13 protein-coding genes are annotated in these 15617 nt (G+C 60.7%); 3 read left to right on the plus strand and 10 right to left on the minus strand.

Going from position 1 to position 15617, the window contains the following annotated elements; genetic code table 11:
* Positions 1–153: 153 nt before the first annotated feature.
* Both betB and betI read right to left on the minus strand, forming a co-directional pair.
* Positions 154–1626: a betaine-aldehyde dehydrogenase gene (gene betB, locus CQ002_RS02815; protein WP_034109827.1), complete on the minus strand. Its 1473-nt coding sequence runs from the start codon at positions 1624–1626 to the stop codon at positions 154–156.
* A 110-nt stretch (positions 1627–1736) separates the two neighbouring features.
* On the minus strand, positions 1737–2330 hold the full coding sequence (betI, locus tag CQ002_RS02820; RefSeq protein WP_010207128.1) for a transcriptional regulator BetI: 594 nt from the start codon (positions 2328–2330) through the stop codon (positions 1737–1739).
* A 391-nt stretch (positions 2331–2721) separates the two neighbouring features.
* Between betI and CQ002_RS02825 the strand changes: the two genes are divergently transcribed.
* The gene (locus CQ002_RS02825; RefSeq protein WP_234010493.1) at positions 2722–4656 is read left to right on the plus strand and encodes a BCCT family transporter; all 1935 of its coding nucleotides are present in this window, start codon (positions 2722–2724) and stop codon (positions 4654–4656) included.
* A 50-nt stretch (positions 4657–4706) separates the two neighbouring features.
* Here CQ002_RS02825 and choV read toward each other — a convergent pair whose 3' ends face one another.
* The 3 genes from choV to CQ002_RS02840 all read right to left on the minus strand — a co-directional run bounded on the left by choV (position 4707) and on the right by CQ002_RS02840 (position 7745).
* Positions 4707–5885, minus strand: coding sequence for a choline ABC transporter ATP-binding protein (gene choV / locus CQ002_RS02830; RefSeq protein ID WP_034109823.1), 1179 nt, complete (start codon positions 5883–5885; stop codon positions 4707–4709).
* Entirely contained in the window at positions 5882–6727 is an 846-nt protein-coding gene (gene choW / locus CQ002_RS02835) for a choline ABC transporter permease subunit (protein WP_015886271.1), read from the minus strand. Before choW ends, choV begins: the two co-directional genes overlap by 4 nt.
* 70 nt (positions 6728–6797) lie before the next feature.
* Entirely contained in the window at positions 6798–7745 is a 948-nt protein-coding gene (locus CQ002_RS02840; protein WP_034109821.1) for a choline ABC transporter substrate-binding protein, read from the minus strand.
* A gap of 417 nt (positions 7746–8162) precedes the next feature.
* Here CQ002_RS02840 and CQ002_RS02845 point away from each other — a divergent pair, with 417 nt between their 5' ends.
* Positions 8163–9539, plus strand: coding sequence for an L-serine ammonia-lyase (locus CQ002_RS02845; protein WP_034109819.1), 1377 nt, complete (start codon positions 8163–8165; stop codon positions 9537–9539).
* A 509-nt stretch (positions 9540–10048) separates the two neighbouring features.
* Positions 10049–11152, plus strand: coding sequence for a GlxA family transcriptional regulator (locus tag CQ002_RS02850; protein WP_005792167.1), 1104 nt, complete (start codon positions 10049–10051; stop codon positions 11150–11152).
* A gap of 95 nt (positions 11153–11247) precedes the next feature.
* On the opposite strand, the gene CQ002_RS02855 is transcribed toward CQ002_RS02850, so the two are convergent.
* The 5 genes from CQ002_RS02855 to CQ002_RS02875 form a co-directional block, all read right to left on the minus strand.
* Positions 11248–11511, minus strand: coding sequence for a hypothetical protein (locus tag CQ002_RS02855; RefSeq protein WP_105162982.1), 264 nt, complete (start codon positions 11509–11511; stop codon positions 11248–11250).
* A gap of 258 nt (positions 11512–11769) precedes the next feature.
* The gene (locus CQ002_RS02860; protein ID WP_034109815.1) at positions 11770–12930 is read right to left on the minus strand and encodes a gamma-butyrobetaine dioxygenase; all 1161 of its coding nucleotides are present in this window, start codon (positions 12928–12930) and stop codon (positions 11770–11772) included.
* A gap of 27 nt (positions 12931–12957) precedes the next feature.
* Entirely contained in the window at positions 12958–13434 is a 477-nt protein-coding gene (locus CQ002_RS02865) for a thioesterase family protein (protein ID WP_034109813.1), read from the minus strand.
* A 117-nt stretch (positions 13435–13551) separates the two neighbouring features.
* The gene (locus CQ002_RS02870) at positions 13552–14517 is read right to left on the minus strand and encodes an L-carnitine dehydrogenase (protein ID WP_034109811.1); all 966 of its coding nucleotides are present in this window, start codon (positions 14515–14517) and stop codon (positions 13552–13554) included.
* Positions 14518–14660: 143 nt separating this feature from the next.
* The gene (locus tag CQ002_RS02875) at positions 14661–15548 is read right to left on the minus strand and encodes a 3-keto-5-aminohexanoate cleavage protein (protein WP_105162981.1); all 888 of its coding nucleotides are present in this window, start codon (positions 15546–15548) and stop codon (positions 14661–14663) included.
* Positions 15549–15617: the final 69 nt, after the last annotated feature.

Genomic DNA, 15617 nt, shown 5'->3' on the forward strand with positions numbered 1-15617 from the left:
AATGCACCCTCTTTGGAGATGGTCAGGTCAGGCGAGTGCTTCGCACTCATCGCAGGCAAGCCAGCGCCCACAGTTGATTGGGTTTACAACGATCAAAATGTGGGAGCGGGTTTGCCCGCGATGGCGGCCTCGCAGGCAATACAACACTCGGGTTTAGAACACCGAGGCGTAGTCGCCCAGCTCAACCTGTACCGATTTGATGCGGGTGAAGTTGTTCAGCGAGCTGATGCCGTTCTCACGGCCAACACCCGACTGCTTGTAGCCACCGACCGGCATCTTCGCGTCGGACTCGCCCCAGGCGTTGATCCAGCAAATGCCCGCTTCCAACTGATGAATCACGCGGTGCGCGCGGTTCAGGTCCTTGGTTACCAGGCCGGCAGCCAGGCCGAAGTCGGTGTCGTTGGCGCGGCGGATCACTTCTTCTTCGGTTTCGTAGGTGAGGATGCTCATCACCGGGCCGAAGATTTCTTCACGGACGATGGTCATTTCGTCAGTGCAGTCAGTGAACACGGTCGGGGCCACGAATGCGCCTTTGGCGAATTCGCCGTCGGTCAGGCGGTCGCCGCCGCACAGCACGCGTGCGCCTTCTTCCTTGCCCTTGGCGATGTAGCCCAACACGCTTTCCATGTGGGCGAAGCTGACCAGCGGGCCGAAGTTGGTGTTGTCGTCTTGCGGGCTGCCCACGCGGATGCGCGCAACACGCTCAACGATCTTGGCTTCGAAGGCCGCTTGCAGGTGCTTGGGTACGAACACACGCGTGCCGTTGGTGCAGACCTGGCCGGAGCTGTAGAAGTTGGCCATCATCGCGATGTCGGCGGCGCGATCGAGGTCGGCATCTTCGAACACGATCAGCGGCGACTTGCCGCCCAGTTCCATGGTCACTTCCTTGAGCGAGGAGCTCGAAGCGCTGGCCATGACTTTCTTGCCGGTGTCGGTGCCGCCGGTGAACGAGACTTTCTCGATGCGCGGATGCTCGGTCAGCCAGGTGCCGACTTCACGGCCGCTGCCGGTCAGGACGTTGAACACGCCTGCCGGGACGCCGGCCTCGGTGTAGATCTCGGCCAGTTTCAGGGTGGTCAGCGAGGTGACTTCGCTTGGCTTGAAGATCATCGCGTTACCGGCGGCCAGGGCCGGTGCGGATTTCCACAGGGCGATCTGGATCGGGTAGTTCCACGCGCCGATACCGGCAACCACGCCCAGCGGCTCGCGGCGGGTGTAGACGAACGACGTGTCGCGCAGCGGGATCTGCTCGCCTTCGATGGCCGGCACCAGGCCTGCGTAGTATTCCAGCACGTCGGCGCCGGTGACGATGTCGACGTATTTGGTTTCGGAGAAGGCTTTACCGGTGTCCAGGGTTTCCAGGGCGGCCAGCTCGTCGTTGCGCTCGCGCAGGATGTCAACGGCGCGGCGCAGGATGCGCGAACGCTCCATGGCAGTCATTGCGGCCCAGACCTTCTGGCCTTTTTCGGCGCTGACCACGGCACGTTCAACGTCTTCTTTCGTAGCACGTTGCACTTGGGCGAGAACTTCACCGTTAGCCGGGTTGATGGCTTCGAAGGTGGCATCGCTGCCAGCGTCGCTGTAGCCGCCGTCAATGTAGAGTTTTTGCAGTTCGAAACGGGCCATAAAGTCCTCGCAAGTGCATAAGTGGTTGGCGTTAACCGCCGAAAAGTGAGCCATAAGGGTGTGGCAACACTGAGCGGCAGCAGTTCAGGGGTTGAGCGGTTATGTGTGCTCTAACTCACCTGCTTGGCCAATTGGAAATCCATGTATTCGTAAGCGATCCGTTGCGCCTGCTCCGTGTCGAAAGCGTCTCCCGACAGGGCGCCGCGCAACCACAAACCGTCGATCAGGGCCGCCAGGCCTCTGGCTGCTTTGCGTGCGTGCGGCAGCGGCAGCACTCGGCGAAACTGGCAGCACAGGTTGGAATACAGACGTTGATCGTTGATCCGCTGCAACCTGTGCAATGACGGGTGGTGCATGCTGGTGGCCCAGAAGGCCAGCCAGGTTTTCATTGCCGGTCCGTTGACCTGGCTGGCGTCGAAGTTGCCTTCGATGATCACCCGAAGGTGCGCCCGTGGGCTGTCGTCCTTCAGCGCAAGCCTGCGTTCGTGGACGTTCTCGATCAGCACATTCATCAGGTACCGCATCGTCGCGGCGATCAGGCCGTTCTTGTCCTGAAAGTAGTGACTGATGATGCCGTTCGAGACACCGGCCAAACGGGCGATCAGCGCAATGCTGGCATCTCCCATTCCGACCTGATCGATGGCCGTTAGCGTGGCCTCGATCAACTGCTGGCGGCGTATGGGTTGCATACCGACCTTGGGCATGTAGCACCTCTCCTTAGGCCTGCCGACAGGTGATGAACGTCTGTCGGCTTGATGGCCAGTCTATTTTGTTTTGATTGAACGTTCAATCAACAAAGAATAAGATCTGCGACAAATGGTCGCTGCCTACAGGTATTTCCTACGTGCAAGCCGCGGCATCTGACACCTGCAAAAACCCTTGAAACAGGCCGTATCAGGGCCTGGGCGTCGCTTAGGCGAGGCTCAAGAATTTTCGGGGTGTCTTTATAACACCCGTCCGTCGACTGCCGAAAAATCGATGTCCCGGGATAACCGTTGCCTTGTGTTTCTCTCTCGCACTGCCTGGAGCATCTGCGCCATGAGTTCTGCCTCTCTTATAAAGACCCCGCCAGAAAAGGTACGGGTCAACGGTTGGGTGTTCTACACCTCCACCGCGCTGATTCTGTTGTTGACTGCCATCCTGATCATCGCCCCGCAGGAGGCCGGGCGCATGCTCGGCGTAGCGCAGGCGTGGCTTTCCAAAAGCTTCGGCTGGTACTACATGGTGGTCATCGCCGCCTACCTCGTGTTCGTGGTGGGCCTGGCGTTTTCGTCCTACGGCAAGTTGAAACTGGGCAGCAAGGACGACACCCCGGACTTCAGCTACGGCGCCTGGGCCGGCATGTTGTTCTCGTCGGGTATCGGCATCTCGCTGTTGTACTTCGGCGCCTCGGAGCCGCTGGACCACTACTTCAACCCGCCCGAAGGCGCGGCCGCCAGCAATAGCGCCGCACGCCAGGCGTTGCAACTGACCTTCCTGCACTGGGGCCTGCACGGCTGGGCGATCTATGCGCTGGTCGGCCTGGCGGTGGCGTACTTCGCGTATCGCCATAACCAGCCGCTGGCCTTGCGCTCTGCGCTGTACCCGCTGGTGGGCGAGCGCTGGGTGAAAGGCGCGGCCGGCCATGCGGTGGACGGTTTCGGCATGTTCGTGACCCTGCTCGGGCTGGTGACCAACCTGGGGATTGGCTCGATGCAGGTGTCGTCCGGGTTGGAAAACCTGTTCGGCATGCAGCACAGCAATACCAATTTGCTGATCGTGATCATCGTGATGAGCACCGTGGCGACCATCGCTGCCGTGTCGGGCGTGGAGAACGGCATTCGCCGCCTGTCCAACCTCAACATCGTGCTGTTCAGCGGCTTGCTGATCTTCGTGCTGCTGTTCGGCCCCACCCTGCACCTGCTCAACGGCCTGGTGCAAAACACCGGTGACTACCTCAACGGCATCATCCTGAAAACCTTCGACCTCTACGTCTACGAAGGCGATGCTGACAAGACCGAGCGCTGGATGGGCCTGTGGACTCTGTTCTACTGGGCCTGGTGGATTTCCTGGGCGCCATTCGTGGGCATGTTCATCGCGCGTATTTCCCGTGGTCGTACCGTACGTGAACTGGTGGCCGGTGTGCTGCTGATCCCGCTGGGCTTCACCTTGGCGTGGCTGTCGATCTTCGGTAACTCGGCCCTGGACCTGGTGCTGAACCACGGCGCGGTGGAGCTGGGCAAGACCGCGCTGGAACAGCCGTCCATGGCCATCTACCAGTTGCTTGAGCATTACCCGGCATCGAAAATCGTCATCGGCGTGTCGATCTTCGTGGGTTTTGTGCTGTTCCTGACCCCGGCGGATTCCGGCGCGGTGATGATGGCCAACCTTTCCTGCAAAGGCGGCAATGTGGATGAAGATGCGCCGCACTGGCTGCGGATCTTCTGGTCGGCGGTGATCACCCTGGTGACCATCGGCTTGCTGTTCGCCGGTAACTTCGAAGCCATGCAAACCATGGTGGTGCTGGCGGGGCTGCCGTTCTCGGTGGTGCTGATCTTCTTCATGTTCGGTTTGCACAAGGCCATGCGCCAGGACGTGGCAATCGAGCTGGAACAGGCGCAGTTGGCCGAGCGTGGCCGTCGTGGTTTCAGCGAGCGCCTGACCGCGCTGGACCTGCAACCCAGCCAAGGCACCGTGCAGCGCTTTATGGACAAACACGTCACACCGGCACTGGAAGAAGCGGCGACTGCGCTGCGTGAACAGGGGCTGCAAGTGCAGACCCTGCTGGGTAAATCCAAGCGCTGCATCGGTGTGCGCATCGAGATGGAAGAGGGCAACCCGTTTGTCTATGAAGTCAGCCTGGATGCTTACTCGTCGGCGCCGAGCGACCTGCCCGAGGAAGAGCGCACCCGCTACTACCGGGCCGAGGTGTACCTGCACAACGGGCCTCAGGAATACGACCTGATGGGCTTCACCCAGGAACAGATCACCCGGGATGTGCTCGATCAGTTTGAAAGCCATCGGCAGCTCCTAGGCCGTGTCTATAGCTGATAGGTGAAACGAGCGGCGCCTTCCCTGGCGCCGCTTTGTTGCGGTGTGGCTTACCCCAGGTTTTTACCCAGCAGGGCATGGTAGAGCTCACTGTCCCCCAGAATCCCCACCACCTGGTTGTTGTCGTGCAACACCAGCTTGTTCCCGGTGTGATAGCGAATCTGCAATGCATCGCGCATGCCGATATTCGAGTCCACCAGCGTCGGAACCCGACCCAAACCTTCTACCGGTTGCCCCGGTGCCCAGTTTTGCAGGTTCATCACTGCGCCATTCTGGCGGGCGCCCTGGATCGTGTTGCCTTCGGCCAGGTCCAGCCATGAGTCGCCACCCGGGTCCAGGCACACCGAACCGTTCACGCGCTTGCAGTTGTCCAGGGTGCGCATCAGGCTGCGACCGCACAGCACGTTCAACGGGTTGGTGTGGGCGACGAAGGTGCGCACATAGTCGTCCGCCGGGTTCAGCACGATCTCTTCCGGCACGCTGTACTGGATGATCTTGCCGTCTTTCATGATCGCGATACGGCTGCCCAGTTTGAGCGCCTCATCGAGGTCGTGGCTCACGAAAACGATGGTCTTGCTCAGCTTGCGTTGCAGCTCCAGCAATTCATCCTGCAGGCCCTGGCGGATCAGCGGGTCGAGGGCGGAGAAGGGTTCGTCCATCAGCAGGATATCGGCGTCCATCGCCAACGCACGGGCGAGGCCGACGCGCTGTTGCATGCCGCCGGAGAGTTCATCAGGCTTCTTGTTGCGCCATTGGGTCAGGCCCACCAGCTCGAGTTTCTCATCTACCAGTTTGCGCCGGTCTTTCTCCGCACGACCCTGCATCTCCAGGCCAAAGCTGATGTTCTCGCGCACGGTCAGCCAAGGCATCAGGGCAAACTTCTGGAACACCATGGCGATACGCTTGGTACGCATCATTTTCAGCTCGGCCGGCGTGCACGAGGCGATGTCGATCTGGCGACCTTCATGCTCCACGAACAACTGCCCGCGACTCACGGTATTGAGGCCGTTGATGCAGCGCAGCAAGCTGGATTTACCGGAGCCCGACAGGCCCATCAGCACGCAGATTTCGCCTTTCTCGACATCCAGGCTGGCTTTTTCAACGCCAACGATCTGTCCGGTCTTTTTCAGGATCTCGTTACGGCTCATGCCCTGGTCCAGCAGCTTGAGCGCTTCGCGTGGGTCTTTGGAGAAGATCACATCGACATTGTCGAATCGGATAATGCTCATGCATCACCCCCTACTTTAGCGTCGGGTTGTTTGCAGATGCGGTCGAGCATGATGGCCAGCAGCACGATCGCCAGGCCGGCTTCAAAGCCCAGGGCGATGTCGGCGGTGTTGAGCGCGTTGACCACGGGTTTACCGAGGCCATCGGCGCCCACCAGGGCCGCGATCACCACCATCGACAACGACAGCATGATGCATTGGGTAATGCCGGCGGCAATGCTCGGCATGGCGTGGGGCAGTTCAATGCGCGAGAGTAACTGACGGCGCGAGCAGCCAAAGGCCTTGCCGGCGTCCATCAACTCTTGCGGTACATCGCGGATACCCAGGTAGGTCAGGCGGATCGGCGCGGCAATCGCGAACACCACCGTGGAAATCAGTCCAGGCACCACACCCAGCCCGAAGAGGGTCAGGGTAGGGATGAGGTAGACGAAGGTCGGTACGGTCTGCATCAGATCGAGTACCGGCCGCATCAGGGTGTAGAACATCGGCTTGTGCGCGGCAACAATGCCCAGCGGCACACCAATGACCACGCAGACCAGGGTGGCGAACAACACCTGCGCGAGGGTTTCCATGGTTTCCTGCCAATACCCCAGGTTGAGGATCAGCAGGAAAGAGGCGATGACAAAAACAGTCAGTCCCCATTTACGTTGGATAAAGTGGGCCAGCAGCGCAATCAGACCGATCAATGCCAGCGGATTGAACCAGGTCAGCGCGAACGTCACGCCGTGGATCATCGTTTCCAGTGTCGATGCGATTGCGTCGAAGTAGTTGGCGCCGTGTTGGGTCAACCATTCGACGAAGGCAGCGATGTACTGGCCTAGTGGGATTTTCTGTTCAGTCAGCATGGTAGTGAATGTCCACATGCGAGGGGGGAAAACATCCCAGGCCAGCGCACCGGCCTGGGGTCAGCGGGTGTTATTTGGCGAGATAAGCTTTGACGGCCTCCAGACCGGGTTTGCCATCGACCGTGGTCACGCCGGCGAGCCAGGTGTCGAGTACTTGCGGGTTGGCTTTCAGCCAGGCCTTGGCTGCTGCATCGGGTTTCTGTTTTTCGTCCAGGACTTTACCCATCAGGGTGCTTTCCATGTCCAGGGTGAACACCAGGTTCTTCAGCAACTGGCCCACGTTGCTGCATTCCTGTGTGTAGCCCTTGCGGGTGTTGGTGTAGATAGTGGCCTGGCCATAGTTGGGGCCGAACGAGTCGTCACCCCCGGTCAGGTACTTCATCTTGAAGCGAGTGTTCATCGGGTGCGGTTCCCAGCCGAGGAACACGATGGCCTGGTCACGTTTGGTGGCGCGTTCGACCTGGGAGAGCATGCCGGCTTCGCTGGATTCGACGACTTTGAAACCGGCGGTTTTCAGGCCGAAGGCGTCTTTGTCGATCAGCGTCTGGATGGTGCGGTTGCCGTCGTTACCCGGCTCGATGCCGTAGATCTTGCCGCCTAGCTCATCCTTGAATTTGGCGATATCGGAGAAGTCTTTCAGGCCTTTGTTGTACAGCGCTTCCGGGACTGCCAGGGTGTACTTGGCGTTCTCCAGGTTGGCGCGCACCGTCTCCACGGTGCCGGCATCACGGTACTGCTTGATGTCGTTTTCCATGGTCGGCATCCAGTTGCCGAGGAAGATGTCCATGTTCTTGCCGTCGGCCAGTGACTTGTAGGTCACCGGTACCGAAATCATCGTGGTGCGCGGCTTGTAGCCCAGGCCCTTGAGGATTTCGCTGGTGGTCGCGGTAGTGACGGTGATGTCGGTCCAGCCGACATCGGAGAAGTTGACGGTCTTGCACTGTTCCGGTTCTGCAGCGTGTGCCAGGACTGGCAGACTCAGCATGGCGGCCAACAACAACGAGGGTGAACCTTTCATCTGGGTAGACTCCTGTGTCTTTTTTCTGGCGGCATTCGCCGCGCTTTATAAGTGTTGCGGTTGGGGCGTGCGACGACAGCTCTGGCACGGTGCCTTGCAAACGAGTCGTGACTGATCATGTACCAGTGAAAATCTGACGCCTACAGGGGGCGTCGTATCCAGTACAGGGATGGTCGTATCCAGTGTCGGTGACGTCGCTTACAGGTTTTTCCAAAGGCAAAACTGCACGTTTTACCCATCTGCACCGCTAAAAACGGCCAAAACAGGCGATTGCGCACGGGCGACGCTGGTGAGCATGGTTACGTCGGTGTGAGACGCCGGGAGGACGTATAAAAGCTTGATGATGCCGCCATCTGGGCGATCTGAGCGTAGCAGCTCCTTGGTGCCTGGCCTGTACCCACGAGGAGTTTCACGGCAATGGCTATCAGCGTTTTCGACCTGTTCAAGATCGGCATCGGGCCTTCTAGTTCTCACACCGTCGGCCCCATGCGTGCCGCGGCGTTGTTCGTCCAGGCTCTGCGTGAACGTGAACTGTTGGAACAGGTCAGGCGCGTCGAAGTTCAGCTCTATGGCTCCTTGTCGGCCACCGGCATCGGTCACGGCAGCGACACCGCGACCATCATGGGCTTGATGGGCGAGTGGCCTGACGCAATCGATCCGTCGCAAATCGGCCTGCGTATTCACACCCTGCGCGAAACCGACACGCTGCTGCTGGATGGACGTTTGCCGGTGCCGTTCGTATGGGCGCGGGATATGCGTCTGCTCGACGAAAACCTGCCCTTCCACCCCAACGCCATGACCCTGGTGGTGACAGGCGATGACGGCGAGTTGCACCGCGACACCTACTATTCGGTGGGCGGCGGTTTTGTCGTGGATGAGGCCCAGGCACAGAGCGGCGTGGCCGATATGGACCGCACCGAGCTGCCTTATGACTTTTCCAGCGCGGTGGAGTTGTTGCAGCTGTGCAAGACCCACAACCTGCGCGTCGCCGAACTGATGATGGCCAACGAAAAGACCTGGCGCTCCGAAGACGAGATTCGCAGTGGCTTGATGAAGCTCTGGCGTGCCATGCAGGACTGCGTGGAACAAGGCCTCAAGCATGAAGGCATCCTGCCCGGCGGCCTGAACGTGCGTCGCCGCGCCGCCAAGTTGCACCGCAGCCTGCAGGAGTTGAACAAACCCAACGTGATCGGCTCGACCTTGAGCGCGATGGAGTGGGTCAACCTGTTCGCCCTGGCGGTGAACGAGGAAAACGCCGCCGGTGGGCGCATGGTCACGGCACCTACCAATGGCGCGGCAGGCATCATTCCAGCGGTGCTGCACTACTTCATGAAATTCAGTGAAGAAGTCACGGAAGCCAACGTGGTCGACTACCTGCTCGGCGCAGCGGCGGTGGGTATTCTGTGCAAGAAGAACGCCTCGATCTCCGGTGCCGAAGTCGGCTGCCAAGGGGAGGTGGGCTCGGCCTGTGCCATGGCCGCCGCAGGGTTGGCCGAGATTCTTGGTGCCACGCCGGAGCAACTGTGCAACGCCGCCGAAATCGGCCTGGAACACAACCTCGGCCTGACCTGCGACCCGGTGGGCGGGCTGGTGCAAGTGCCGTGCATCGAGCGCAATGCGATTGCTGCGGTGAAGGCGATCAACGCGGCGCAAATGGCGCTGCGTGGCGATGGCCAGCACTTTATCTCCCTGGATCGGGTGATCCGCACCATGCGCGATACCGGCGCGGACATGCATGACAAGTATAAAGAGACATCGCGGGGTGGGTTGGCGGTGAGTGCGGTGGAATGTTGAGTCAGTGACACCGCCATCGCAGGCAAGCCCGTGCCCACCTTTGGATGTAGGCGCAAATCAAAAGGTGGGAGCGGGCTTGCCCGCGTCAGGGGTAGCCCTGGCGACATTGCTCATAAAGTGAACACCCGGACCCAAGCGCGCCACCTTTTAGCGCGTCGCAAACAGATAAGTAGCTCCCGAACGATTTACCTCCTGACCACCCGTCACCCGTGCGTGGGGTGACAGACTTTTCCCACGGCCTCAAAGCGCCTTCCCACAAGTGCTACCGATCTGCTCACACACCTTGAGTAGCCTCACTCTGACGTCCTTTTCGGGGCATATCCCGTACTTCCCGCGCGGGCTTATATAGACGCGTCATCAGGTCGTTTTCAGGAGTTATTGAATGGCCATTCAAATTTAGGCATGGCATTTGCTCTATCAATTCAAAGCCTCGTTCTGTATCGCAGACGTGCGCAATAACAAGAGCCTCGCCTGAGGCCATCACCCGCTTTGTGTGAGGAGATACCGCGATGACGTCGTTCAACTCCGGGGCTCAACCCCAGAACCGTGCGCCTCAATCCATCGGCTTTTTGCTGCTGGACAATTTCACGCTGATTTCCCTGGCCTCCGCAGTCGAACCCCTGCGCATGGCCAACCAGCTCTCCGGCCGCGAGCTGTATCGCTGGACGACCTTGAGCGTCGATGGAAACCAGGTGTGGGCCAGCGACGGTCTGCAGATCACCCCGGATGCGTCCATGCACAAAGCTCCAGCCCTGGACACCGTGATCGTGTGCGGTGGCGTGGGTATCCAGCGCACTGTGACCCGTGAGCATGTGTCGTGGCTGCAAAGCCAGGCGCGCCAATCGCGCCGCCTGGGTGCGGTATGCACCGGCAGTTGGGCCCTGGCTTGTGCCGGTTTGCTCGATGGTTTTGACTGCAGCGTGCACTGGGAATGCCTGGCGTCGATGCAGGAAGCTTTCCCGCGCGTGGCCATGAGCACACGTCTGTTCACCCTTGACCGCAACCGTTTCACCAGCTCCGGCGGCACTGCGCCACTGGACATGATGCTGCACCTGATCAGCCGCGACCACGGCCGTGAATTGTCCGCGGCGATCTCCGAGATGTTCGTGTACGAGCGTATTCGCAACGAGCAGGATCACCAGCGTGTGCCGCTCAAGCACATGCTCGGCACCAACCAGCCCAAGCTGCAGGAAATCGTCGCGCTGATGGAAGCCAACCTGGAAGAGCCGATCGACCTGGATGAACTGGCGGTGTACGTCGCCGTTTCACGTCGCCAACTGGAGCGGTTGTTCCAGAAATACCTGCACTGCTCGCCGTCGCGCTACTACCTCAAGCTGCGCCTGATTCGTGCACGGCAATTGCTCAAGCAAACGCCGATGTCGATTATCGAAGTCGCCTCGGTGTGCGGCTTTGTGTCCACACCGCACTTCTCCAAGTGCTATCGCGAGTACTTCGGCATTCCACCGCGCGATGAACGTGTAGGGTCGAACACCACCCAGCAAGTGGCGATGATGCCGATTCCGCAGGCGCTGGTGTTGTCACCGTTGTCGGGGCCGATGTCGGCGTTGAGCCAGGCGCGCAATGAGTCGACTTTCGCCAGTGTAAGGCTCTAAACCGAAGGGGCTTCATCGCAGGCAAGCCAGCCCCCACAGTTTGATTTGTGAATACAGTCAAATGGGGAATCTGGCTTGCCTGCGATAGCGATTAATCAGGCGCCCGAGTTCTGTTTGAACTGCACCAACGCCGGCAACAACTGCTTGTCGATCGCCTGCCGCACCGCCGGCAAGATCGTCGCCTTGCCGGTGTACATCTGCTCGACCATGCCCTTGAGCGCCTTGGCCCTGGCTTCGCTCAAACCGCGTACCGCGCACTCGCAGGCCTGTTCGGCGGTGGCACCGCTGGACACCTCGAAGCCCCGCGAGCGCAGTTGGCCCAGCAGGTCATCCTGGTCAATCAAATCCGCATGCATCATGACGTTTATCCTGGTGAAGGGAGCGGGGTTTGACTTGGATTCTGGTAGCCGCTCAACCGGTCGGCAAGGGCAGATTGCGCGGATGCCTCAGATGGCTATGAACAGGTCGTTTTCGGGCCATTTACCGACAGAAGTAATAGGCACACTGAACGCCAGGCAAGCAACTTGAAGGTTTGGTCACCCTCGGGATGTCACGTCACACAAAGCACTCTGCCCCGATCCTGTCACGGCTTGATCGGGGCTTTTTTTGCCTGGGGTCTAGCGCTGCAACACCCGGATGCGCGACAGCAATTCATCCCTGTCGATATAGCAGCCCTGGAAGTGCCGGGCGCCGGAGGTGGGGTCGAACGCATTGCGCGCATGCAAGGTGCGACGGTTATCGAAGCACCACAACTCGCCCGGGTTCAGGCGCTTGACCAGCCGAAAGCGATCCTCGCGTGTCATCGTGATAAACCGTCGATACGCCCGATACAGCAACGGCATCTGCTCCACACTGGCCTCGAATGGCCCGCGCAGAAAATTGGCCATGCGAATCTCCACCACCTCTCCCACGGCATCCAGCGCAATGATCGGCGCCAGGCGGCGATAGTCGCTGTGCCGGTCCTTGTTGCGAAACTCCACGGGGATTTCACACAGCGCGCGAAACGCGTCGGGGTCTTCCCTGCGCAACGCGCTGGCGATGGCAAACCCATCGACAAAAATGCTCTCGCCGCCGTCGGCATCGTTCACCAGGCAATGCAGGAATTGCAGGCCCGGTTGCAGCTCACGGGTCGGCAGGTCACTGTGCAGCGGCAGGTTGAATGCGGTGTAGGCATTGCTGTCGGCATCGGCCTTGGATTGCACGTTGAACAGCACGCCGAAGTTGCTCTCGCGGATAAACGAAATGCGCGTGGCAATCAGCGCCAGGGAGCCCGGTTCGGTGGGTACGTCGCGTACTTGCGTCAGTCCGCAGTCACGCAGGGCCAGCAGCCATTGCAGCAGCGCCTTGGGGTCTTCCATGACCGCTCCATAGTCGAATACGGGCAGCTCGAAGGTGGTGTCCCACAGCCGGGGTTCTGGTTTCGCCGCCCGGCGTTCGGCGCGTGATTGATCGTCGTAGGCGTGTGCCCGCAGCCATCCGGGATCGTACTGGCTGCGATGGCCGCCGTGCCATTCCACGCTGAGGCAACCCTGGTCGATATACGCACCAATGGCCGTGAGATCGTCAGCCACATCGGCAATCTCCAGCACTTGCTCGCGGGTCACGCTGTACACGCATTCCGCGCACGGGCAGTTGTCCCGCAGCCACTGATGATGAAACGGGCTGACCCGCCCATCGGCCCACTGCACACGGATCTGGTCATCCAGCACCTGCGCCCCGGCGAGGTCGCAGATCTTCGGGTAGGTACGGAAATCGGCAACAGCAGCGGCGGTTTGCATGGTGGCTCCTCAGTGTTTTTTAGAAGGCTATTTTTTTGGCGGCAGTCCAATCACTCGGCCAAGGAGGGCGGGGCGCGCCAAGTCAGCCTGCTCTGCGCTGATGGCCGCGAGTGTTGCCGACGTCGCCTCGGTGAACGGCGCCGAGTGCGGGCCGGCGAGGTCGACGTGCAAGAGCATCTGTTCGTTGCCCGCCAGTTCCTTTTCGTCGCCCGCTAAGTGCAGGCTGTGATAGAGGTGCAGGCGTTTGGCATCAAAGGCGATCAGTTGCGTGCGCACCTGCACTTCGGCGCCGAGTTTCACTTCGTGCAGGTAGTTCAGGTGCAGTTCCAGGGTGAACAGTGAATGGCCGCTGGCTTCGCGGTTTTCGCTGTCCAGGCCCAGCTTGTCCATCAGTGCGTCGGTGGCGTAGCTGAAGATCAGCAGGTAGAACGCGTCGCGCAGGTGGCCGTTGTAGTCCACCCAATCGGGGAGGACCTGGGTGGAGTAGGTGGTGAGTGCGGGCATAGAACAAACTCCGGATGATGACTCCGTGAACCGTGGGAGCGGGCTTGCCTTCGGTAGCGCTGGTGAATCTTGCATCGCCCTCGCAGGCAATCCCGCTCCCACAGCAATCAAAGGCGGTTATTCAGCGAAGGTCATGCCGTGCTTGGCCTTGGTGGTTTTCACTGCCTCCAGCACCGCCAGCAGGCAATCATCACGATAGCGTTCCAGCGCCGAAATGCTGTGTTTGCCCAGTTGATCGCTGGTGCCGTCGACGACATCGTCAATCAGTTTGTCGGTCAGTTCCGGTGCCGGCAGGTAGGTCCACGGCAACTGCAGTGCCGGGCCGAACTGCGCCATGAAATGCCGCATGCCAGCGTCGCCGCCCGCCAAGGTGTAGGTCAGGAAGGTGCCCATGAACGACCAGCGCAGGCCGGCGCCAAACCGGATGGCGTCATCGATTTCGCCGGTGGTGGCCACGCCATCGTTGACCAGGTGCAGCGCTTCACGCCATAGCGCTTCAAGCAGGCGGTCGGCGATAAAGCCGGGCACTTCCTTGCGTACATGCAGTGGGCGCATGCCGAGTGATTCATACACCTTGATCGCGGCCTGGATCGCCTCTGGCGCAGTGTTCTTGCCGCCGACCACTTCCACCAGCGGCAGCAGGTAAACCGGGTTGAACGGGTGGCCGACCACACAACGTTCGGGGTGGGTCGAACCCTCGTAGAACTCACTCGGCAACAGGCCCGAGGTGCTCGAACCAATCAGCGCATTCGGCTTGGCCGCCGCACTGATCTTGCTGTGCAGGTCCAGTTTGAGTTCCAACCGTTCAGGGGCGCTTTCCTGGATGAAATCGGCGTCTTTCACGCACGCTTCGATGGTTGCCACGAAGCGTAGGCGGTCCTGGGATGCACCCGGCGCCAGGCCTTGTTTTTCCAGGGCGCCCCAGGCGTTGGCGACACGTTTGCGCAGCGCAGCCTCGGCACCGGGCGCCGGGTCCCAGGCCACCACATCCAGGCCATGGGCCAGGGCACGGGAGACCCAGCCGCTGCCGATGACGCCGCTGCCGAGGGCGGCGAAGGTTTTGATTTCTGTGATAAAGCTCATGGGCGACATTCCTAAGGCGGTTCGCTGATTCAATGTGGGAGCTGGCTTGGCTGCGATAGCGGTGTGCCAACTGACGCAGTCGGTGGCTGGCTTACCGCGCTCGCGGGCAAGCCCGGCTCCCACAACGTGTTGTGGTGTCTGTATTACCCGCGCTTGGTCAGGCCCATCTTCACGCGGCCTTCGGCCGGGGTCATGACCCGTGCACCGAGGCGGCTGAGGATTTCACTGGCGCGTTCCACCAGTTGGCCGTTGGTGGCGAGTACGCCTTTGTCCAGCCACAGGTTGTCTTCCAGGCCGACCCGCACGTTGCCACCCAGCAGCACGGCCTGCGCGGCCATCGGCATTTGCATGCGGCCGATGCCGAAGCCTGCCCACACGGCGTCGGCGGGCAGGTTGTCGACCATGGCTTTCATGGTGGTAGTGTCGGCCGGCGCGCCCCATGGGATGCCCAGGCACAGTTGGAACAGCGGGTCGTCCAGCAGGCCTTCCTTGATCATCTGTTTGGCGAACCACAGGTGGCCGGTGTCGAAGATCTCCAGCTCGGCTTTTACACCCACTTCCTGGATGCGTTTGGCGCCCGCCCGCAGTTGCGCCGGGGTAGACACGTAAATGGTGTCGCCATCGCCGAAGTTCAGGGTGCCGCAGTCGAGGGTGCAGATCTCCGGTAGCAGCTCTTCGACGTGGGCCAGGCGGGTCAGTGGGCCCACCAGGTCGGTGTTGGGGCCGAACGCCATCGGGTTCTCGCCACCGCCGATCTCCAGGTCGCCGCCCATGCCGGCGGTGAGGTTGACGATGATGTCGATGTCGGCCTCACGGATGCGCTCCATTACTTCGCGGTACAGGGCGACGTCGCGGCTGAACTTGCCGGTTTCGGGGTCACGCACGTGGCAATGCACGACAGTCGCGCCGGCCTTGGCGGCCTCCACGGCCGCAGCGGCGATTTGCTTGGGGGTGACCGGCACGTGTGGGCTTCTGCTGGTCGTGTCGCCAGCACCGGTGAGTGCGCAGGTGATGATGACGTCGTGGTTCATGAGGCGGTTCCTTACAGGCGTGTGATTTCAAGGCGTAGGGCGCCGTTCGCGGTCGGTAGTGACCGCGAA

Source organism: Pseudomonas sp. MYb13 (assembly GCF_002980075.1).
In the GTDB taxonomy this organism is placed as follows: Bacteria; Pseudomonadota; Gammaproteobacteria; order Pseudomonadales; family Pseudomonadaceae; genus Aquipseudomonas; species Aquipseudomonas lurida.

Coding starts and splice junctions, on each gene's coding strand:
- betB (WP_034109827.1), bottom strand. CDS start 1,626: ATGGCCCGTTTCGAACTGCAAAAACTCTACATTGACGGCGGCTACAGC.
- betI (WP_010207128.1), bottom strand. CDS start 2,330: ATGCCCAAGGTCGGTATGCAACCCATACGCCGCCAGCAGTTGATCGAG.
- choV (WP_034109823.1), bottom strand. CDS start 5,885: ATGAGCATTATCCGATTCGACAATGTCGATGTGATCTTCTCCAAAGAC.
- choW (WP_015886271.1), bottom strand. CDS start 6,727: ATGCTGACTGAACAGAAAATCCCACTAGGCCAGTACATCGCTGCCTTC.
- CQ002_RS02840 (WP_034109821.1), bottom strand. CDS start 7,745: ATGAAAGGTTCACCCTCGTTGTTGTTGGCCGCCATGCTGAGTCTGCCA.
- CQ002_RS02845 (WP_034109819.1), top strand. CDS start 8,163: ATGGCTATCAGCGTTTTCGACCTGTTCAAGATCGGCATCGGGCCTTCT.
- CQ002_RS02850 (WP_005792167.1), top strand. CDS start 10,049: ATGACGTCGTTCAACTCCGGGGCTCAACCCCAGAACCGTGCGCCTCAA.
- CQ002_RS02855 (WP_105162982.1), bottom strand. CDS start 11,511: ATGATGCATGCGGATTTGATTGACCAGGATGACCTGCTGGGCCAACTG.
- CQ002_RS02860 (WP_034109815.1), bottom strand. CDS start 12,930: ATGCAAACCGCCGCTGCTGTTGCCGATTTCCGTACCTACCCGAAGATC.
- CQ002_RS02865 (WP_034109813.1), bottom strand. CDS start 13,434: ATGCCCGCACTCACCACCTACTCCACCCAGGTCCTCCCCGATTGGGTG.
- CQ002_RS02870 (WP_034109811.1), bottom strand. CDS start 14,517: ATGAGCTTTATCACAGAAATCAAAACCTTCGCCGCCCTCGGCAGCGGC.
- CQ002_RS02875 (WP_105162981.1), bottom strand. CDS start 15,548: ATGAACCACGACGTCATCATCACCTGCGCACTCACCGGTGCTGGCGAC.